Annotated in this window: 16 protein-coding genes; 13 read left to right on the top strand and 3 right to left on the bottom strand. The window is 64.3% G+C overall.

Annotated elements, in window-relative coordinates; translation table 11 throughout:
- Window positions 1-105 precede the first annotated feature (105 nt).
- From FHW83_RS08350 to FHW83_RS08325, 6 genes are all read left to right on the top strand, one after another.
- Window positions 106-834 carry a response regulator gene (locus tag FHW83_RS08350; RefSeq protein WP_176645900.1) on the top strand — a complete coding sequence of 243 codons (729 nt, stop codon included), beginning with the start codon at window positions 106-108 and terminating at the stop codon, window positions 832-834.
- Window positions 831-2186, top strand: a complete 1356-nt coding sequence (locus FHW83_RS08345; protein ID WP_176645899.1) for an ATP-binding protein — start codon at window positions 831-833, stop codon at window positions 2184-2186. The genes FHW83_RS08350 and FHW83_RS08345 overlap by 4 nt, the downstream gene beginning before the upstream one ends.
- Before the next feature lie 124 nt (window positions 2187-2310).
- On the top strand, window positions 2311-3489 hold the full coding sequence (locus FHW83_RS08340; protein WP_176645898.1) for an efflux RND transporter periplasmic adaptor subunit: 1179 nt from the start codon (window positions 2311-2313) through the stop codon (window positions 3487-3489).
- A 3-nt stretch (window positions 3490-3492) separates the two neighbouring features.
- Window positions 3493-6642: an efflux RND transporter permease subunit gene (locus FHW83_RS08335; protein WP_176645897.1), complete on the top strand. Its 3150-nt coding sequence runs from the start codon at window positions 3493-3495 to the stop codon at window positions 6640-6642.
- Window positions 6643-6712: 70 nt separating this feature from the next.
- Window positions 6713-8572 (top strand): FAD/NAD(P)-binding protein, encoded by a 1860-nt coding sequence (locus tag FHW83_RS08330; protein WP_176645896.1) that lies wholly within the window; start codon window positions 6713-6715, stop codon window positions 8570-8572.
- A gap of 157 nt (window positions 8573-8729) precedes the next feature.
- Window positions 8730-9632: a hypothetical protein gene (locus FHW83_RS08325; protein WP_176645895.1), complete on the top strand. Its 903-nt coding sequence runs from the start codon at window positions 8730-8732 to the stop codon at window positions 9630-9632.
- A gap of 213 nt (window positions 9633-9845) precedes the next feature.
- Here FHW83_RS08325 and hemB read toward each other — a convergent pair whose 3' ends face one another.
- The gene (hemB, locus tag FHW83_RS08320) at window positions 9846-10853 is read right to left on the bottom strand and encodes a porphobilinogen synthase (protein WP_176645894.1); all 1008 of its coding nucleotides are present in this window, start codon (window positions 10851-10853) and stop codon (window positions 9846-9848) included.
- Window positions 10846-11526: a ribosome biogenesis GTP-binding protein YihA/YsxC gene (yihA, locus tag FHW83_RS08315; protein WP_176645893.1), complete on the bottom strand. Its 681-nt coding sequence runs from the start codon at window positions 11524-11526 to the stop codon at window positions 10846-10848. The genes hemB and yihA overlap by 8 nt, the downstream gene beginning before the upstream one ends.
- Before the next feature lie 149 nt (window positions 11527-11675).
- On the opposite strand from yihA, the gene FHW83_RS08310 reads away from it, so the two are divergent.
- From FHW83_RS08310 to FHW83_RS08280, 7 genes are all read left to right on the top strand, one after another.
- Window positions 11676-12344: a cytochrome c gene (locus FHW83_RS08310; protein ID WP_176645892.1), complete on the top strand. Its 669-nt coding sequence runs from the start codon at window positions 11676-11678 to the stop codon at window positions 12342-12344.
- Window positions 12345-12441: 97 nt separating this feature from the next.
- On the top strand, window positions 12442-14520 hold the full coding sequence (locus tag FHW83_RS08305) for a cytochrome c biogenesis protein ResB (protein WP_176645891.1): 2079 nt from the start codon (window positions 12442-12444) through the stop codon (window positions 14518-14520).
- A 12-nt stretch (window positions 14521-14532) separates the two neighbouring features.
- On the top strand, window positions 14533-15687 hold the full coding sequence (gene ccsB / locus FHW83_RS08300; RefSeq protein ID WP_176645890.1) for a c-type cytochrome biogenesis protein CcsB: 1155 nt from the start codon (window positions 14533-14535) through the stop codon (window positions 15685-15687).
- 71 nt (window positions 15688-15758) lie between these two features.
- A complete protein-coding gene (gene msrP, locus FHW83_RS08295) occupies window positions 15759-16733 on the top strand; it encodes a protein-methionine-sulfoxide reductase catalytic subunit MsrP (RefSeq protein ID WP_176645889.1) in 975 nt (324 codons plus the stop codon).
- Window positions 16733-17341 carry a sulfite oxidase heme-binding subunit YedZ gene (locus FHW83_RS08290; protein ID WP_176645888.1) on the top strand — a complete coding sequence of 203 codons (609 nt, stop codon included), beginning with the start codon at window positions 16733-16735 and terminating at the stop codon, window positions 17339-17341. Before msrP ends, FHW83_RS08290 begins: the two co-directional genes overlap by 1 nt.
- 9 nt (window positions 17342-17350) lie before the next feature.
- The gene (locus tag FHW83_RS08285; protein ID WP_176645887.1) at window positions 17351-18256 is read left to right on the top strand and encodes a hypothetical protein; all 906 of its coding nucleotides are present in this window, start codon (window positions 17351-17353) and stop codon (window positions 18254-18256) included.
- Window positions 18257-18301: 45 nt separating this feature from the next.
- On the top strand, window positions 18302-19234 hold the full coding sequence (locus tag FHW83_RS08280; RefSeq protein WP_176645886.1) for a transporter substrate-binding domain-containing protein: 933 nt from the start codon (window positions 18302-18304) through the stop codon (window positions 19232-19234).
- Here FHW83_RS08280 and lysA read toward each other — a convergent pair.
- Entirely contained in the window at window positions 19227-20504 is a 1278-nt protein-coding gene (gene lysA / locus FHW83_RS08275) for a diaminopimelate decarboxylase (protein ID WP_176645885.1), read from the bottom strand. The two genes, FHW83_RS08280 and lysA, sit on opposite strands and share 8 nt — an antisense overlap.
- Window positions 20505-20510: the final 6 nt, after the last annotated feature.

Here is a 20510-nt window from a genome sequence, read left to right as displayed (position 1 = left end):
CTCCCGTCAAAGTTTTTGTATCCAGATGTTTCCCCCGCCATAAGCACCTAAAGCCATATACAAGACGATACAATAGGTTCATGGTCTTGCATGGATAATGAGCGCATGGAACCGACATCTACTATTTTGATCGTTGACGACGATCGCGATATCCGCACCCTGCTGGCTGACTACCTCGAATCGAACGGCTACCGCGCCCTGTGCGCGGCCGATGGCGGCGCCATGTGGAAGCTGCTGGACGAGGGGCGCCCGGAGCTGGTCGTCCTCGACCTCAACCTGCCCGGCGACGACGGCCTGACCCTGTGCCGCAAGCTGCGCGCCCACTCGACCCTGCCGGTGATCATGCTGACCGCCCGCAACGAGCCGCTGGACCGCATCCTCGGCCTCGAAATGGGCGCCGACGACTATCTGCCCAAGCCGTTCGAGCCGCGCGAGCTGCTGGCGCGCATCCGCAGCGTCCTGCGCCGCAGCAACGCCATGCCGACCGGCGTCGGCGCGGAAAAGGCGCAGCAAATGAAATTCTCGGGCTGGACGCTGGACCTGACCGCGCGCCACCTGCTCAACCCGGACGGCATCGTCATCATGCTGTCGGGCGCGGAATTCCGCCTGCTCAAGGTGTTCCTGGAGCACCCGAATCGCGTGCTGAACCGCGACCAACTGCTCAACCTCACGCAGGGCCGCGACGCCGATCCGTTCGACCGCTCGATCGACATCCAGATCAGCCGCCTGCGCCAGAAGCTGGGCGAGGACGCGCGCATGCCGCAGATCATCAAGACGGTGCGTAACGGCGGCTACGTGCTGGCCGGCCAGGTGACGGTGGAGCCACAGGCGTGAGAGCTTTCCTCGGTTCGATGACCGGGCGCGTGTTCCTGGTCCTGTTGCTGGGTATCGTCGCCTCGGCGGCGCTGACCCAGTGGCTGGCCGTCAACGAACGCACGCGCGCGCTGGAGCGCTACCGCGACTTCCACGCGCTGGAACGGGCCGAGCAGCTGATCACCACCGCCGACGTCATGCCGGAAAGCGCGCGCCCCACCTTCCTGGTGGCCGCCAGCCGCGGCACGGTGCGGCTCGAGGTGAGCGACCTGCCGCAGGCGCAGGCCTTGCCGCCGACCGAATTCTCCACCTCGCTGCAGCAGCGCCTGGGCGAGCGCTACAAGCTGGGCCCGCTGGCCGAGCACCCGATCGCCTGCGACCAGCCGCGCCAGACCACCAGCATCTTCGCGCCGACCCAGTGGCGCGGCACCTGCGAAACCATGAACGTGCAGCTGCACGACGGCCAGATCCTCAAGCTGTCCGTGCTGCCGCCGCGCCAGCCGCCGGCCTCGCCGCACAGCGAGCTGCTGTCGCTGCTGCCGTTCCTGCTCAGCATCGCCTTCCTGGCCTACCTGGTGGCGCGCATGACCATCAAGCCGCTCAAGCGCCTGGCGCAGGCGGCCAAGGACCTGGGCAACGACATCAACCATCCGCCGGTGGTCCTGAGCGGCGCCTGGGAAATCCGCCAGGCCAGCGCCGCCTTCAACGCCATGCAGGCGCGCATCCGCCAGCACATCACCCAGCGCACGCAGATGCTGGCCGCCATCACCCACGATCTGCAAACCCCGCTGACGCGCCTGCGCCTGCGGCTGGAAAAGGTCAACGACCCCGAACTGCAGCAGCGCCTGATCGACGACCTGTCGGCCATGCAGCAAATGGTCAAGGAGGGGCTGGACCTGGCGCGCAGCATGGACTCCACCGAAACCATGCAGGCGCTCGACCTCGACGCGCTGCTCGACAGCGTCTGCAGCGACGCCACCGACACCGGCCAGCAGGTCGAACTGCGCGGCCGCGCGTCGATGGCGCTGATGGGGCGGCCGCTGGCGATCCGCCGCTGCCTGGTCAACCTGATCGACAACGCCGTCAAGTACGGCCATTACGCCCACGTCACCGTCGAGCGGCTGGCCGGCGCGGCGCGCATCCGCATCCGCGACGGCGGTCCCGGCATCGCCCCGGAGCAGATGGCGCGCGTGTTCGAACCGTTTTACCGCATCGAAACCTCGCGCTCGCGCGAGTCGGGCGGCACCGGCCTGGGGCTGACCATCGCCCGCAACATCGCCGAGCAACATGGCGCCAACGTCACCCTGTCGAACCACCAGGATGGCGGACTGGAAGTGACCCTGGTCGTGCCCGAATACTACGCCGGCAGCTAACCAACACTACGCATAAAAAAGCGTCCGGCGGTAATACTGGTGCAGTTTTTCTCGTGGATACTATGCGACAATATTTCGCCCTATCACGGCGGCAATATTTTTCGACGGCAAAATTATTATTAAAATGAAAAAATCTTCCTTAGCATCCCTGGTAGGCGCAATCGTGGTGGTGGTCGGTGGCGGTTGGTATATGACGCATCACAGCGCCGAGCCGGCAGGCGGCCACAAGCCGCTGAACGGCGGCCAGCAGGGGCCGACCACGGTCCGTATCGTCGCGCCGGTGCGGCAGGACGTGCCGGTCGTGCTGCAAGCCAACGGCACCGTGACCCCGATCAGCACCGTGGACCTGCATCCGCAAACCACCAGCACCATTTCCAAGGTGCACATCAAGGAAGGGCAGTTCGTCAAAGCGGGCGAACTGATGTTCACGCTCGACGACCGCAGCGAGCGCGCCAACGTGGACAAGGCCCAGGCCCAGGTCGAACGCGACCGCGCCGCGCTGGCCGACTACGAGCGCCAGTACAAGCGCGCGCTGGAGCTGCTGGACAAGAAATTCATCGCCCAGGGCGCGGTCGACACGCTGAAGAGCCAGGTCGACTCGGCCCGCGCCCTGCTGAACGCCGACATCGCCGCCGCCCGCGCCGCCAGCGTGGACGCCAGCTACACCGCCATCCGCGCGCCGATGAACGGCCGCGTTGGCGCCATCAACGTCTATCCGGGCAGCCTGGTGCAAATGACAACCTTGCTGACCTCGGTCACGCAACTCGATCCGATCACGGTCGCCTTCACCCTGCCGGAAACCGCGCTGGCGGGCCTGATGGCGGCGCAGCGCGAGGGCGCGGTGCCGGTGCAGGTCAAGCTGGACAACTCCAGCCTGGCCGTGAACGGCAAGCTCAGCTTCATTGACAACACGGTCGATCCGGTGGCCGGCGTGATCCGCGTGAAGGCCCAGTTCGACAACAAGGACACCGCCCTGTGGCCGGGCCAGTACGTCAACACCCAGCTGACTTCCCACGTCATAAAAGATGCGACGGTGATCCCGCAAAACGCTATCATTAGCAACACGCGCGGCACCTTTGTGTACGCCGTCGACAAGGACCAGTCCGCCAAAGTGGTCAATATCAAGCGCCTGTACGCGTTTGGCGAAAAAGCCGCCGTGTCCGGGCTGAACGGTGACGAACAGGTGATCGTCGACGGCAAGCAAAACCTGCGGCCGGGCGGCAAAGTGCGCATAGCGTCGGCGGAGACGCCGGCCGACAAGCCGGCCGACGCCCCGGCCGATGGAACTAAGCAGAAAGGCTAAGCGATGAACCTTTCCGAGTTGTGTATCCGCCGTCCGGTGATGGTGGTGCTGCTGTCGGCCACCCTGATCCTGGCCGGCGTGCTGTCCTACTTCTACATCCCGGTGGCGGCCCTGCCGAGCTACAACACGCCGGTCATCAACGTCTCGGCCGACCTGCCGGGCGCCTCGCCGGAAACCATGGCGTCCTCGGTGGCGCTGCCGCTGGAGAAACAGTTCTCCACCATCGCCGGCCTGTCGCTGATCACCTCCACCAACACGCTTGGCAACTCCTCGCTGACGCTGGAGTTCGATCCCAGCGTCAACGTCAACGAGGCGGCGGTCGACGTGCAGGCGGCGCTGCTGCGCGCGCAGCGCCAGCTGCCGATCGAGATGACCGATCTGCCGTCCTACCGCAAGGTCAACCCGGCCGACGCGCCGGTGCTGTTCATGACCATGAACTCGCCATCGCTGACGCTGTCCGAGCTCAACGACTACGCCGAGAACCTGATCGCGCCATCGCTGTCGACGCTGCCGGGCGTGGCGCAAGTCTCGGTCAACGGCCAGAAGCGCTTTGCCGTGCGCATCCGCGCCAAGTCCGACCTGATGAACGCGCGCAACCTCACGCTGGATGAGTTGCAGCAGGCGATCAAGTCGGCCAACGCCAACACCCCGCTGGGCATCCTGGACGGCCCGTCGCAAACGCTGACCATCACCGGCAACGCCCAACTGATGAAGGCCTCCGACTACGCCAACCTCATCATCGCCCAGCGCAACGGCGAACCGGTGCGCCTGAAAGACGTGGCCGACGTGCAGGACAGCTTCCAGTCGACCAAGGCGGCCGGCAGCTACAACGGCGAGCGCTCCATCGTGCTGTTGGTGCAGCGCCAGCCGGACGCCAACACCGTGCAGGTGGTGGACGGCGTGCGCCGCCTGCTGCCGCAGTTCAAGGCCCAGCTGCCGGCCTCGATCAACATCAACCTCGTGAACGACCGCTCGGTGTCGATCCGCGAGGCGATCCACGACGTCAACCTGACCCTGCTGCTGACCGTGGGGCTGGTGGTGATGGTGATCTTCCTGTTCCTGCGCCGTGCCGCCGCCACCTTCATCCCGGCCATCACCATGCCGATCTCGCTGCTGGGCGCGCTGGCCTTGCTGTACGCCTTCGGCTACTCGCTGGACAACGTCTCGCTGCTCGGCATCACGCTGGCCGTCGGCCTGGTGGTGGACGACGCCATCGTGGTGCTGGAAAACATCGTGCGCCACATCGAGATGGGCAAGCGGCCGCTGGAGGCGTCGCTGGTGGGCGCCAAGGAAATGGGCTTCACCATCATCTCGATTTCGGTGTCGCTGGTGGCGGTGTTCATCCCGATCTTCTTCATGCCGGGCGTGATCGGCCTGATGTTCCATGAATTCGCCGTGGTGGTCGCGTTGTCCGTGCTGGTGTCGGCGGCCGTGTCGTTGATGCTGGTGCCGATGCTGGCCAGCCGCCTGCTGCCGCCGGACGCCATCGATCCCGAACACGACAAGGGCAACTTCATCGGCCGCTGGTTCGAGGCCGGCTTTGGCGCGCTGCGCAACTTCTACGCGCGCACGCTGGACATGGCGCTGGAGCACCGCTACATCGTGCTGGTGGCCGCGCTGGGCACCTTCGCGCTGACGGCGGTGCTGTACATCACCATCCCCAAAGGCTTCTTCCCGGAGGAAGACCTGGGCCAGATCCGCGTCAACACCGAGGCCTCGGAAGACATCTCCTCGGCCGCGCTGATGGACCTGCAGGAAAAAGTCGCCGCCGTCATCAAGGCCGATCCCAACGTGCAGGACGTCACCTCCTTCGTCGGCGGCGGTAACACCGGCCGCATGTTCCTGGTGCTCAAGCCGCGCAACCAGCGCGCCAAGATGCCGCAGGTGCTGGACAGCCTGCGCAAGGCCACCAAGCAGGTGCCCGGCATCGCCGTCTACCTGAGTCCGGTGCAGAACTTGCAGCTGGGCGGCCGCCAGTCGAAGTCGCGCTACCAGTACACGCTGCAATCGGTCAGCCCCGGCGCGCTCAACGAATGGGCCGACAAATACATGGAGCGCATGCGCGCCGATCCGGACTTCCGCGACGTCACCAGCGATTCGCAGAACAAGGGCCTGCAAGCCTCGCTCAAGATCGACCGCGACAAGGCCAACAACCTCGGCGTGGCGATCGGCGATATCCGCACCGCGCTGTATCTGGCCTTTGGCGAACGCCAGGTGTCGACCATTTACTCGCCGGCCGCCAGCTACTACGTGATCCTGGAGGCGGCCGACGCCGACCGCCAGTTCGACAGCGCGCTGACCCGCATCTCCGTGCGCAACAAGACCGGCCAGCTGGTGCAGCTGTCCAGCTTTGCCACCGTCGAGCGCACCATCGGCCCAACCGCCGTCAACCACCAGGGCCAGCTGCAGGCCATCACCCTGTCGTTCAACCTGGCGCCGGACGTGCCGCTGGGCGTGGCCACCGCCAAGATCGACCAGTGGGCGACCGACATGCGCCTGCCGCCGTCCATCATCACCAACTACGGCGGCGACGCGGCGGTGTTCCAGAGCTCGCAGGGCAGCCAGCTGATCCTGATCATCGCCGCGCTGGGCGTGATCTACGTGCTGCTGGGCGTGCTGTACGAGAGCTACATCCACCCGCTGACCATCCTGGCCGGCCTGCCGTCGGCGGCGGTGGGCGCGCTGATCACGCTGCGCCTGTTCAATATGGACCTGACCATGATCGCCATCATCGGCATCCTGATGCTGATCGGTATCGTCAAGAAAAACGCCATCATGATGATCGACTTCGCGCTGGACGCCCAGCGCAACCAGGGCATGACGCCGGAGAAGGCCATCCGCGAAGCGTGTATCCTGCGCTTCCGCCCGATCATGATGACCACCATGGCGGCGCTGATGGGCGCCTTGCCGATCGCGCTGGGCCTGGGCGCGGGTGCCGAGCTGCGCCAGCCGCTGGGCCTGGCCGTGGTGGGTGGCCTGATCTTCTCGCAAGTCATCACCCTGTACATCACGCCGGTGATCTATCTGTTCCTCGACAAGTACAGCGGCACCGGTCCGATGCTGGACGAGGAAATCGCCGCCGACAAGGCCATCCCGGCTGTCAAGCACGACGCCGCCCAGCCGGTGCCGCTGAAGGCCGTGAACAAGCATTGAGCGGTCACAAGCCGGCCTGAAGGTCGTCTCTTTATCATGGGCAAGTTGTCCATGATAAAGAGGTGATCAGATGAAACGGACCAGTGTCACCATCATTGGCATGGGCCCGCGCGGGCTGAGCGTGCTGGAACGTCTCGCCGCCGCCGCGTGCGCGCGCCAACTCCCGCTCGACATCATCCTCATCGACCCCGGCGAATGCGGGGCAGGCGTGCATGCCGCGCGCCAGCCGCAGCATTTGCTGATCAACACCCTGGCCAGCCAGGTCACCGTGTTCCCCGCGCCGGGCGCGGTGGCGCATGCCCCGGTGTGCGCCACACCGTCGCTGACGGCATGGGCGCACCAACAAGGCTACCGGCGCGTGGGCGAGCGTTACTACCGGCTGGGCGGTCAGGGCGGCTGCGACCTCACCGATGGCGACTACCTGCCGCGCGGACTGCTGGGCGAATATCTTGGCTGGGTCTACCAGCGGATCGCGGCGGCGTTGCCGGCTGGCGTCACGCTGAGCCACCACCGCCAGCACGCGGCCGACCTGCGCAGGCGACCGGATGGCGGCTTCGTGATCGAACTGGAGAGCGGCTACAGCGTGCCCAGCGATTTCGTATTCCTGACCACAGGCCACGGCAGCAACCTGCCCAGCGACTTCGACGCGGAGCTGGTCAAATTCGCGCAGGATCATGCGCGCCACAACAGCCGGCTGGCCTTTGTGCGCCACGTATATCCGGTGGAGCGATTGTCACGCATCGACGCCGGCGCGCGGGTGGCTATCCAGGGGCTGGGGCTGAGCGCGCACGACGTGATCGCCGAGCTAACAGTGGGGCGCGGCGGCGAGTTCATCGCGGAAGAGGGAGGGCTGCGCTACCTCGCCTCCGGCCGTGAGCCGAGGCTGACGCTGTGCTCGCGCAACTGCCTGCCGTACGCGGCCCGTGGCGTGAACCAGAAGGGCCTGGACGGCCGCCACCAGCCGCGCTACTTCACCCCCGATGCGGTGGACGCATTGCGCCGCCAGGCCCTGATCAAGCGCGGCAGCCGCCAGCTGGATTTCGACCGCGAACTGCTGCCCCTGCTCAAGCGTGAAATAGGCGAAGTCTACCGCGCCACGCCGGGCGCGGCCGCCATCGATGACGACGCCTTGTTTGCCGAATTGCTATTCCCGCTGCAAGACCGCCAGTTCGCCTCGCTGGACGAGTTCCGCCAATATTTCCGCAACTGGTTGCGGGCCGATCTGGCCGAAGCGCTGCGAGGCAACTTAAGCAGCCCGGTCAAGGCCGCCACCGACGTGCTGCGCGACGTGCGGGCCACCTTGCAGGCGGCCATCGAACACGGCGGATTGACGCCGGCCTCGCACCGCAAATTTCTCAACGTTTATCACCCGGCCTTCAACCGCGCCGCCTTCGGTCCGCCGCTGCGGCGCAACCAGGAACTGCTGGCGCTGCTGGACGCCGGCGTGGTCGCGTTGCGTGCCGGCCCCGGCTGCCGCATTGCGATGGACGAAAGCGACTCGACCTACGTGCTCAGCACCAAATTCGCCGGCGGCGTGGAAAAACAGGCGGTGGATGTGGTCGTGATTGCAAGATTGGACGCGTTTTTTCCCGAAACCGACACATCCTTACTTATCCGTAATCTGTTAAAACGCGGCCTGATCCGGCCGTACTACAACGGTGTTTTCCACCCCGGCGGCATCGACATCAACCGCGCCGGCCAGCCGCTCGATGCGCGGGGGGAGGTGGTGGTCAATATGTGGGCGCTGGGCTATCCGGTCGAGGGCGCGCACTACTACACGCACGCCTTGCCACGGCCGCAGATGCGGTCCCGGCAGGTGCTGGACGCCGACCGTTGCGTGGCCATGCTGGTGGCGCAAATCGCTGAAAATCCACGTCGGGCCAGCCGCCGGCGCAGCGCCGCGCAAGTGCAAACCCATAGCACTTTGTAAAGCGATTGATACATACGGTAACACCCATCAAGACAGGGAACTTGTAAAGTGGGCAGCCTGATACTGGTATCATGCCATCGGAGCGGTTCCCAAAAGAGCGGGACTCTGGCACTATGGCCCCATTTTGACGACTTCAGCGTTCCCCAAGGTTTGCATTTTGCACCACGACTCCCACATCCTCTCCGCGCATTCCGAGTATTGCGAGACTTGCGGCCAGCGCCTGCCGTCGGCGCAGGATGGGTACGCCACGTGGGAACGCAAATCGAAGAACAACCGCATCGGCATTGGCATCTCGATCGCGCTGCACTTGCTGGGCGTGCTGTACTACTTGCTGGTGCCGTCGCCCAAGCCGACCAAGGCGCCGCCGCCCAAGGGCGGGCACATGGTCTACATCGCTCCCTTGCCTGAGAAAAAGACTCCAAACAAGCCGGTGCCCAAGCCGCAGCCGGCCACCGCCGCCAAGCCGCCGCCGCGCAAGCAGGTGGTGAGCAAGGACACGCCGGCGGCCGTGCGGCCGAAGCTGGAGACCTATGTACCGCCGGTGCAGGCCACGATGACGCCGCCGCCGGAGCAGGACATGTCGGAGATGATCGCCAAGCGCCGCGCCGCGCGTGAAGCGCAGAACCCGCAGCCGGCGCCGCCGGCCCCGGTGGAAAGCGACGCCGAGCGCGCCAACCGCATCGCCAAGGCCAACATCGCGCGCGCCAACGGCGCCGGCCAGAGCAGCGGCGCCGACAAGGACGACACCGGCGGCGTGTTCCAGGTCGACAAGAGCTACCACAGCGCCGAAGTGAAGTTCCGCGGCTGGAACACCAACTTCAAGCGCAACTGGCTGCAACAGATCCACGTCGAGCAGGGGGCGGAGCAGGACATCGAGACGGCGGTGGCGAAAGAGATGATCAAGATCATCCGCAAGGAAAAGCAGGGCGACTTCCAATGGGAATCGCGCCGTCTGGGCAAGGTCGTGACCCTGAGCGCGCGCAAGGAAGACGAAAAAGAACTGATGGCCTTCCTGCTGAAAGAAATGTTCCCTGAATACACCCGAGGCGCCTCGCGCTAAAAACGGGGCCAGAGTCGGGGTCAGCTCTGACATTCGGACATCGGGGAACTTTTACTTATCTAAAAAGTTCCGCAATGTCCGAATGTCAGAGCTGACCCCGAATTTTGACGCGGATTTTTCTAGAGTCGTTCCGGCGGACGCCGGAACCCATAGAACGCAAGCGCCGTGTTAACGCGGGCGTTCCATGGATGCCGGCCTTCGCCGGCATGACGGTCAACCGGCTTTGAGCTTGCGCGCCACGTCCAGCGCGAAGTAGGTGAGCACGCCGTCGGCACCGGCGCGTTTGAAGGCCATCAGCGATTCCATCATCACTTTGTCATGGTCGAGCCAGCCGTTTTGCGCGGCGGCCTTGATCATCGCGTATTCGCCGCTCACCTGGTAGGCAAAGGTCGGCACCTTGAATTCGTCTTTCACACGGCGCACGATGTCCAGGTAAGGCATGCCCGGCTTGACCATCACCATGTCCGCGCCCTCGGCCAGGTCCAGGCCCACCTCGCGCAACGCCTCGTCGCTGTTGGCCGGGTCCATCTGGTACTGGTTCTTGTCGCCCTTGCCGAGATTGGCCGCCGAGCCCACCGCGTCGCGGAACGGGCCGTAGAACGCCGACGCATACTTGGCCGAGTACGCCATGATGCGCGTGTGGATGTGGCCGCCCGCTTCCAGCGCCTCGCGGATCGCGCCGATGCGGCCGTCCATCATGTCCGACGGCGCCACCACGTCCGCGCCCGCTTCCGCGTGGCACAGCGCCTGGCGGATCAGCATGTCGGTGGTGATGTCGTTGATGACGTAGCCGTTCTCGTCGATCAGGCCGTCCTGGCCGTGGCTGGTGTACGGGTCCAGTGCGATGTCGGTCAGAATGCCCAGCTCCGGGAAGGCTTGCTTCAGCGCCCGCACGGCGCGCGGCACCAGGCCTTCCGGATTGGTGGCCTCGATGCCGTCCGGGGTTTTCTTCGAGACATCGATCACCGGGAACAGCGCCAGTACCGGAATGCCCAGCGAGACGCATTCCTCCGCCACCTTCAGCAGCAGGTCCACCGACACCCGCTCCACGCCCGGCATCGACGCCACCGCTTCGCGCTGGTGCGTGCCTTCGAGGATGAATACCGGGTAGATCAGGTCGGCCGCCGTAACGACGTTCTCGCGCATCAGCGCGCGCGAGAACGGGTCGCGGCGCATGCGGCGCATGCGGATGCCAGGGAATTGCGCACTTACTTTACTCATCGCTATCACTTTCTAAAAGGCCGGCCAGTTCGAGAATCTTGTCGTTCGCTTCGTCGATGCCGACACGCTTCACGGCCGAGAACAGCTGCACGGTGAACGGGAAGCCTTCGCCGTCCTCATCGACATAGCTGTCCAGCTTGGCCTTGGCCTGGCGCAGCACCTTGATCGATTCCTCGCGGTTCAGCTTGTCCGCCTTGGTCAGGATGCAATGGATCGGCTTGCCGGTCGGGGCAAACCATTCCAGCATCTGGATGTCCAGATCGGTGAACGGACGGCGCGAGTCCATGATCAGGATCAGCGCGGCCAGCTGTTCGCGCCGCTGCACGTAGTCGCCCAGCAGGCGCTGCCAATGCAGCTTGGCCGAGCCGGACACTTCCGCATAGCCGTAGCCCGGCAGGTCAACCAGCAGGGCCTGGATTTCCTCGACGATGGTCGGATCCTTGCGGTGCTGCGCCACGTGCGCGCCGCCGATCGAGAAGAAGTTGATATGCTGGGTGCGGCCAGGGGTCTTGGAGGCGAACGCCAGACCCTTCTGGTTGCACAAAATATTGATGGCGGTCGATTTACCGGCATTGGAGCGACCCGCAAAAGCGATCTCCGGCACTTGGGTATCGGGAAGTTCGCGCAGTTGGTTAACGGTCGTGAAGAAGCGGGCTTGCCAGAGTTTGGACATGGGGATTGGGGAAAAAGCAACAGTTTAAAGCAGGTATTTTTTTAAGCTATTGTACAATGAGTGGTTACCAAGTGCTTCTACGCACGGTTTGGTGCTGCGGAGGGACCACTTTGGTGCATAACTTTTTAGACTCCTACTAGGGTGCTTTAATGAATAGTGTGTTTTCACCGTTTGTAAAATCCCTGTTCGTCGCCTTGCTGGCCGTTTCGGCCACCGCCTCCGCCGACGACAAGAAGCCCGCCCAACCTGCCGCTCCGAAAATCGATCCAGCTAAAGGCGCCACCCTGTACACCGACGGCGACGCCGCGCGCGGCTTGCCGGCCTGCGTGTCCTGCCACGGCGCCGGTGGGAATTCCACCATTACCGTCAATCCCAAGCTGGCCGGCCAGCACGAGGGATATATTTACAAGCAGCTGGTGAACTTTACGACCGCCGACCGGAATCAACCGGTCATGACCACCTACGCCAAGATGCTGACCGATGAGGAAAAGCACAACGTCGCGGCCTGGCTGGTCACGCAGTCGGCCAAGCCGGGTGCGGCCAAGAACAAGGATACGATCGAGCTGGGCAAGAAGATCTACCGCGGCGGCATCGCGGAAAAGAACGTGCCGGCCTGTGCCAGCTGCCATGGCGCCTCGGGCGCCGGTATCCCGGTGCAGTACCCACGTTTGTCCGGCCAGCATCAGGATTACACGGTTGCGCAGCTGGGCCTGTTCAAGGCAGGGACGCGCAAGAGTGTAGAAATGGCAACCATCGCCAAGCGCATGTCGGACGAGGAAATGAAGGCGGTCGCGGATTACGTGGCAGGCCTGAAATAACGTAGCGGCATCATGCAAAAGAGAGGGCGGCGGCGCGAGCAGGCTGCCCTTTTTGTTGGTATGCTGCGGCTACCATTTTTAAAGAGTCTGAACACGCATGAGCAGTCCCAGCACCACCGGCATCCAGCTGAAAACCCGCCGCCCCGTCGTCGGTGAAATCGTTGAACTGATTTCCTCCATGCGTTTCGCCATCGCCTTGCTGGCGATGATTGCGATTGCCGCCGTGATCGGCACGGTGATGAAGCAGGGCGAGGCCAGTTCCAACTACATCAATCAATTTGGCCCCTTCTGGTACGAAGTGTTCCGCAAGATCGGGCTGTACACCGTGTACTCGGCCTGGTGGTTCCTGCTGCTGATGGCGGTGCTGGTGATTTCCACCACGTTGTGCATCGTGCGCAATGCGCCCAAGATGCTGAAGGATATGCGCAGCTGGCGCGAGAACGTGCGCGAGAATTCGCTGCTCAACTTCCACCACAAGATGCAGTGGCGCTCGCCGCTGGCGCGCGCCGCGCTGGCGCAGCAGAGCGCTGCCCGGCTGGCGGACGCCGGCTACAAGGTCAAACTGGTCGAAAAGGACAACGGCACGTTGGTGGCGGCCAAGCAGGGCGCCGCGAACAAGTTCGGCTACATCTTCGCGCACTCGGCCATCGTGGTGATCTGCCTGGGCGGCGTGCTGGATTCGGACGTGCCGATCCGCCTGCAGGAGTGGTTCCTCGGCAAGACGCCGTTCACCGGCAGCGGCCTGATCTCGCAGATTCCGCCGCAGCACCGCCTCGGCACCAGCAATCCCACTTTCCGCGGCAATACCTTCATCCCGGAAGGCCAGACCAGCAACACCGCCACCCTGACCCGGCCCGACGGCGTGCTGATCCAGGAACTGCCGTTCACCATCAACCTGAAGAAATTCACCATCGATTTCTACAGCACCGGCATGCCCAAGCTGTTCGCCAGCGATGTGGAGGTGCGCGACAACCAGACCGGCGAAACCGTCAAGGCCACCATCGAGGTCAACAAGCCGCTGATCTTCAAGGGCGTGGCGATCTATCAGTCCAGCTTTGACGACGGCGGCAGCAAGCTCAAGCTCACCGGCTTCCCGATGGCCGGCAACGACAGCAAGCGTTTCGAGATCGCCGGCGAAGTCGGCGCCAGCACGCCGCTGGGCGATGCCTACACCGTTGAATGGTCGGGCTTCCGTCCGTTCAACGTGGAAAACGTCGGCCCGACCGACGATCCGCGCGCGGTGAAAAAGGGCAAGAGCCTGCAGGAAGAACTGGGCGAGCACATGGGCTCGGCCGGCAAGAACGCCAACAACAAGAATCTGAAAAACGTCGGTCCCAGCGTCAGCTACAAGCTGCGCGACAAGACCGGCCAGGCGCGCGAATTCCAGAACTACATGCAGCCCGTCACGGTGGACGGCGCCACCGTGTTCCTGGCCGGCATGCGCGCCAATCCGTCGGACAATTTCAGCTACCTGCGCATCCCGGCCGACGATGGCCACAGCGTGACCGAATGGATGCGCCTGCGCGCCGCGCTGCAAGATCCCCAACTGCGCGCCGCCGCCGCCAAGCGCTACGCCGACCGCGCCACGCCGAAATCGCCCAGCGGCGACGCCCTGCGCGCCCAATTGCTGGCTTCCGCCGACAAGAGCCTGGGCATTTTCGCGGGCGATGGCAAGGTGGGCGGCTTCATGGCCATGTCGCAATTCCTGGAAAAAATCCCCGCCGCCGAACAGGAGAAAGCCGCCGACGTGGTCATGAAAATCCTCAACGGCAGCCTGTGGGATCTGTGGCAGGTGGCCCGCGCCAAGGACGGCCTGGAACCGGTCAGCGAGGACGAGACCCACGCCCGCTTCCTGCAACTGGCCACCAACGCGCTGTCGGACGCCTTCTTCTATGGCGCCCCGGTCTACCTGCAGCTGGATGATTTCACCCACGTGCAAGCCTCGGTATTCCAGGTCACGCGCTCGCCGGGCAAGAATGTGGTGTATCTTGGCTGCCTGTTCCTGGTGCTGGGCGTGTTTGCCATGTTCTACATCCGCGAGCGCCGCCTGTGGATCTGGATCAAGGACGATGCCGCCGGCGCGGAAGCATTGATGGCCATGAGCACCCAGCGCAAAACGCTGGACTTTGAACGCGAATTCGCAATACTGAAAGAAAAGCTGCCACAATCGGCTTAAGCAGGAGAGATGATGGAACTGACCCAATCCCAGCAAACCTATCAACAGGCGCCCGGCTACTTCAAGCGCCTGACCGTGATCGACTGGCTGTTCGCGCTGGCGCTGCTGGCCGGCGCCGTGTTCGCGCTGAACCGTTACGGCCACTTCATGGACGTCTACGAGCAGGCCATCCTGGTTGCCACCGTGCCGACCTTCGCCGCGCTTGGCTGGCACTGGAAGCCGGTGCGCTGGCTGATGCCGCTGGTGGCGCTGCTGTCGCTGTGGGCCATCTTCATGTACGCCGGCCAACTTGACAACGGCAGCAAGAAATTCTGGCTGCGCATGATGTTGTCCAGCCAGTCGGCGGTGCTGTGGATGAGCGTGATGTTCACCATCTCCACCGTGTTCTACTGGATCGGCTTCGCCGGCCGCTCGGCGTCGGCCTCCAGCATCGGCTCCAAGCTGTGCTGGGCCGCCGTGGTGCTGGGCTGGACCGCCATGATGGTGCGCTGGTTCGAGTCCTACCTGATCGGTGCCGACGTCGGCCACATCCCGGTGTCCAACCTGTACGAGGTGTTCATCCTGTTCTCGCTGATCACCGCCATGTTCTACCTGTACTTCGAGCAGCGCTATGGCACCCGCCAGATGGGACCGTTCGTGCTGCTGGTGATCTCGGCCGCGATCGGTTTCCTGATGTGGTACACCACCTCGCGCAACGCCGCCGACATCCAGCCGCTGCTGCCGGCGCTGCAAAGCTGGTGGATGAAGATCCACGTTCCGGCCAACTTCATCGGCTACGGCAACTTCGCCCTGGCGGCCATGGTGGCTTCGGCCTATCTGCTGAAAACCTCGGGCTACCTGAAGGACCGCCTGCCGTCGGAAGAGGTGCTGGATGACGTGATGTACAAGGCCATCTCGGCCGGTTTCGCCTTCTTCACCATCGCCACCATCCTGGGCGCGCTGTGGGCGGCCGAGGCGTGGGGCGGTTACTGGTCGTGGGACCCGAAGGAAACCTGGGCGCTGATCGTTTGGCTCAACTATGCGGCCTGGCTGCACATGCGCCTGATGAACGGCCTGCGCGGCCGTCCGGCGGCGTGGTGGGCGCTGGTGGGCCTGCTGGTGACGACTTTTGCTTTCCTTGGCGTCAACATGTTCCTGTCCGGTTTGCACTCCTACGGCAAGTTGTAAACTTAAGTTTAATATTTGTTTCGGAAGATTCGGTGTAAGGTTTAGCCCTAGACCAATCTTCTGGAGCCGACATGCTGATCAAGCGCAGTCCCAACGGCATCGACCTGCCGTATTCCTCGGAAATCACGCCGCGCGAACTGTACGAATCGCGCCGCGCGTTCATGAAGCAGATCGCCATGGGTGCCGTCGGCAGCGCGGCGCTGCTGGAGATGGCCAACCGCGAAGCGTTCGCCCAGACCGGCACCAAGCTGCCGGCCAAGCTCAATCCGGCCTATTCGGCGCTGGACAAGCAGACCGCGTTCAAGGACGCCACCACCTACAACAACTATTACGAATTCGGTACCGACAAGAGCGAGCCGGCGATGTACGCCGGCACGCTGAAAACCCGGCCGTGGACCGTCACCATCGAGGGCGAGGTGAAGAAGCCGGTCACGCTCGACATCGACGCGCTGCTGAAGCTGGCGCCGCTGGAAGAGCGCGTCTACCGCCTGCGCTGCGTGGAAGGCTGGTCGATGGTGATCCCGTGGATCGGCTACTCGTTCTCCGAGATCATCAAGAAGGTCGAGCCGACCGGCAACGCCAAGTACGTGGAATTCACCACGCTGGCCGACAAGAAGCAGATGCCGGGCGTGGGCAGCCGCGTGCTGCAATGGCCGTACACCGAAGGCTTGCGCATCGACGAGGCCAACCACCCGCTGGCGCTGCTAACCTTTGGCATGTACGGCGAAGTGCTGCCGAACCAGAACGGCGCGCCGGTGCGCATGGTGCTGCCGTGGAAGTACGGCTTCAAGTCGGCCAAGTCCATCGTCAAGATCCGCTTTGTGAAGGATCAGCCGCGCACCTCGTGGAACCTGTCGGCGCCGAACGAATACGGTTTTTACTCCAACGTGAATCCGGACGTCGACCACCCGCGCTGGTCGCAAGCCTCCGAGCGCCGCATTGGCGAGGACGGCTTCCTGGCCCGCAAGCGCAAGACCCTGATGTTCAACGGCTATAACGACGTGGCCTCGCTGTACACCGGCATGGACCTGAAGAAGTTCTACTGATGCCGACCACGAAGCAAATCAGCTGGCTCAAGGGCGCGGTGTTTGTGCTGGCGCTGCTGCCCCTGGCGCGCATGGTGTACCTGACGGTGACCGGGCAACTGGTCGATCCGCTGGAATTCATCACGCGCGGCACCGGCGACTGGACCTTGTACTTCCTGTGCATGGCGCTGGCGGTGACGCCGCTGCGCAAGCTGAGCGGCGCCAACTGGCTGATCAAACTGCGCCGCATGCTGGGCCTGTACGTGTTCTTCTACGGCTTCCTGCACTTCATGACCTTCCTGTGGTTCGATCACTTCTTTGACGTGCGGGAGATGTGGAAGGACGTGCTCAAGCGGCCCTTCATCACGGTCGGCTTCATCGCCTTCGTGCTGCTGATCCCGTTGGCCGTGACCAGCACCAACGGCATGATCAAGCGCCTGGGCGGCAAGCGCTGGCAGTGGCTGCACCGTCTGGTGTACGTGATCGCGCCGCTGGCCATCCTGCATTTCTGGTGGATGAAGGCGGGCAAGCACAACTTCACCCAGCCCATCATCTTCGGCGTGCTGCTGGGCGCGTTGTTGCTGGCGCGCCTCTATTGGTGGGTGACAACGCGGCGCAACATCGCATAGACTGCATGCATGCAGTTGCCGATCCCGCCGAACCATTCCCGCCGCCGCTCCCTGCTGGCGCTAGCCGCGTTGGCGCTGACGCCATGGACGGCGTGCGCCGCCGGCGAGATCATGGCCTACCGCTACTGGGACTGGGGCCGCACACCGCGGCGTGATGACTACCAGTTCGCCGCGCTGACCCTGGCGCTGGAAAAAACCAGGCCGGCCTACGGCCCGTACTCCGCCACCCGCGTGCTGGATACGCTGAGCACCCTGCGCGTGCGGCGCGAGGTGTACACCGGCCAGCACCTGAACGTCCATGCCGGGCCGTGGCGCGACGTGGCGGCCGGCGACCCGATGGAACGCAACTACCTGATCAGCACACCCATCATGTCGGGGCTGCTGGGCTACCGCGCGCTCATCGTGCGCAAGCAGGACCTGGCCAAATTCAAGGCCATCCACGAGCCGGCGCAACTCATGCCGCTGGCGGCGGGCATGGGGCGGGGCTGGGTGGACGCGACGGTGCTGCGCCACAACGGCTACAAGGTCGAGGACAGCGGCAACGTGGCGACGCTGGTGGAAATGCTGGTCAACAAGCGGTTTGATTACCTGGCGTTCAGCGTCACCGAGGCGGCCTCGCTGCTGGCGCCCGACGCGCCGTTTGCCGGCGAGCTGGCGCTGGTGCCGGACCTGGTGCTGTTCTACCCGCTGCCGACCATGTTCTACGTCAGCGCCAGCGAACCGAGGCTGGCCGAGCGGCTGGAAAAAGGACTGGCGATGGCCAGGCGCGACGGCTCGTTGGACGAACTGACCGGGCGCCACTTCCAGAAAGAGATCAAACAACTCAAATCCGGCACAGCGCGCTGCTTCGTGCTGGCCAACCCCACGCTGCCGAAAGCGTACGCGGCGGAACCGCCCGCGTTGGTCAAACCCTGACGCCACACGCTTGCCGCGCGGAGCTACTTGGCATAGACTGGCCTCATGCAGCCTCCTGTCAAGCTGACCCATCCATCACGCCGCGCCGCACTGCTGGCGCTCGCGTCCCTGGCACTGGGCGTATCGGATACGCACGCGGCGGACGAGGCCATGGCCTACCGCTATTGGGATTCGGGCCGCACCCCCAAGCGTGACGACTACCTGATCGCCGCGCTCAAGCTCGCGCTCGACAAAACGGCGGCCAGTTACGGGCCGTACACGATCGCCCGGCTGCTGGACAACATGAGCACCTCGCGCGTGCGGCGCGAAATCCATACCGGCCAGCGCTTGAATGTCTATGTCGGTCCATGGCGCGACATGGACGAAGGCGTTCCGCAGGAGCGCAACTTCATGGTCGACACCCCGGTCATGGCGGGATTGCTTGGCTACCGCACGCTGCTGGTGCGCAGGAGCGAGGTCACGGACTTCGCGCGGATCACGGACGCGGCGCAGCTCAAGCAGCTGGCGGCCGGCCTGGGGCGTGGCTGGGTGGACGTGAAAGTGTTGCGCCACAACGGCTACAAAGTGGAGGACAGCGGCAATCTGGCCACGCTGGTGGAAATGTTGGTCAACAAGCGCTTCGATTATCTGCCGCTTAGTGTGACGGAGGCCGGCTCGGTGCTGGCGCAGGACACGCCGCTGACCAGGCAGCTGACCACGGTGCCAGACCTGGTGTTGTACTACCCGCTGCCCAGCATGTTCTACGTCAGCCCCAACACGCCCCGGCTGGCCGAACGGGTGGACAAGGGCCTGGCCACGGCCAAGCGCGACGGCTCGCTGGACGAACTGACCGCGCGCCACTTCCAGAAGGAAATCAAGCAACTTAAATCCAGCACGATGCGCTGCTTCGCGCTGGCCAATCCCCTGCTGCCGAAGCGCTACGCGGCGGAACCGCCCACGCTGGTGCCCCCCGGCGGCAGGTCCGCCGCGTCTACTTGATGACGCTTTCCAGCGCGTACAGGTCTTCCGGCTTCTCGCGCTTGCGCACCAGGTGCGGCACGGTGCCATCGACGATCACTTCGGCCGCGCGGCCGCGGGTGTTGTAGTTGGAGGCCATGGTCATGCCGTAGGCGCCGGCCGTGTGCATCACCAGCAGGTCGCCGGCTTCCACCGCCAGCGAACGGTCGCGCGCCAGCCAGTCGCCCGATTCGCAGATCGGACCCACCACGTCATACGAGGCGGCGGCGGCCTTGCCTTGCACCACCGGCTGCATGTCCATCCACGCGTGGTACAGCGCCGGGCGCGCCATGTCGTTCATGGCCGCATCGACGATGCAGAAGTTCTTCTCTTCGCCGTGCTTGATGAATTCCACCTTGGTCAGCAGCACGCCGGTGTCGCCGACGATGGAACGGCCCGGCTCGAAGATGACCTTGATGGGCTTGCCGTTGTGGCGCGCGGCGCGCCAGGCGTCGACCTTGGCGAACAGGCGGCCCAGGTACTCGCCCACGGGCACCGGTGCCGCTTCGCCGGCTTCACGATAGTCGATGCCGATGCCGCCGCCGATGTCCAGGTGGTGCAGCTCGATGCCTTCCGCGCCCAGTTGGTCGATCAGCTCGATCAGGCGGTCCAGCGCCTCCAGCAGTGGCGCGTCGTCCAGCAGTTGCGAGCCGATATGGCAGTCGATGCCCGACACTTCCAGGTGCGGCAGCTTGGCGGCGGTGCGGTAGGTTTCCAGCGCATCGTCAAATGCCACGCCGAACTTGTTGGCTTTCAGGCCGGTGGCGATGTACGGGTGGGTCTTGGCGTCCACGTTCGGGTTCACGCGCAGCGAGATGCGCGCTTTCTTGCCCATGGAACCGGCCACGTCGTTCAGGCGATGCAGCTCGGGAATCGATTCGACGTTGAAGCACAGGATGTCGTGCGACAGCGCCAGGCGCATTTCTTCCACGCTCTTGCCCACGCCGGAGAAGATCACCTTGCGCGGATCGCCGCCGGCCGCCAGCACGCGCAGCAGTTCGCCGCCGGAGACGATGTCGAAGCCCGCGCCCTGGCGCGCCAGCAGGTCCAGGATGGCCAGGTTGGAGTTGGCCTTCATGGCGTAGCAGACCAGCGCGTCGCGGCCCTGGCAGGCGTCGGCGTAGGAGGCGAAGTTGGCCAGCAGGGCGGCCTTGGAGTAGACGTAGGTCGGGGTGCCGAACTGTTCGGCGATGGCGCTCAGCGAGACGCCCTCGGCGTGCAGCACGCCGTCTTGGTACGAAAATTGGGACATAAGCAA

It is taken from the genome of Duganella sp. SG902 (genome assembly GCF_013376005.1).
Taxonomy (GTDB): domain Bacteria; phylum Pseudomonadota; class Gammaproteobacteria; order Burkholderiales; family Burkholderiaceae_D; genus Rugamonas.
Note: the sequence above shows the minus strand (reverse complement) of the source record. Positions and strands in the feature narration are given on the sequence as shown.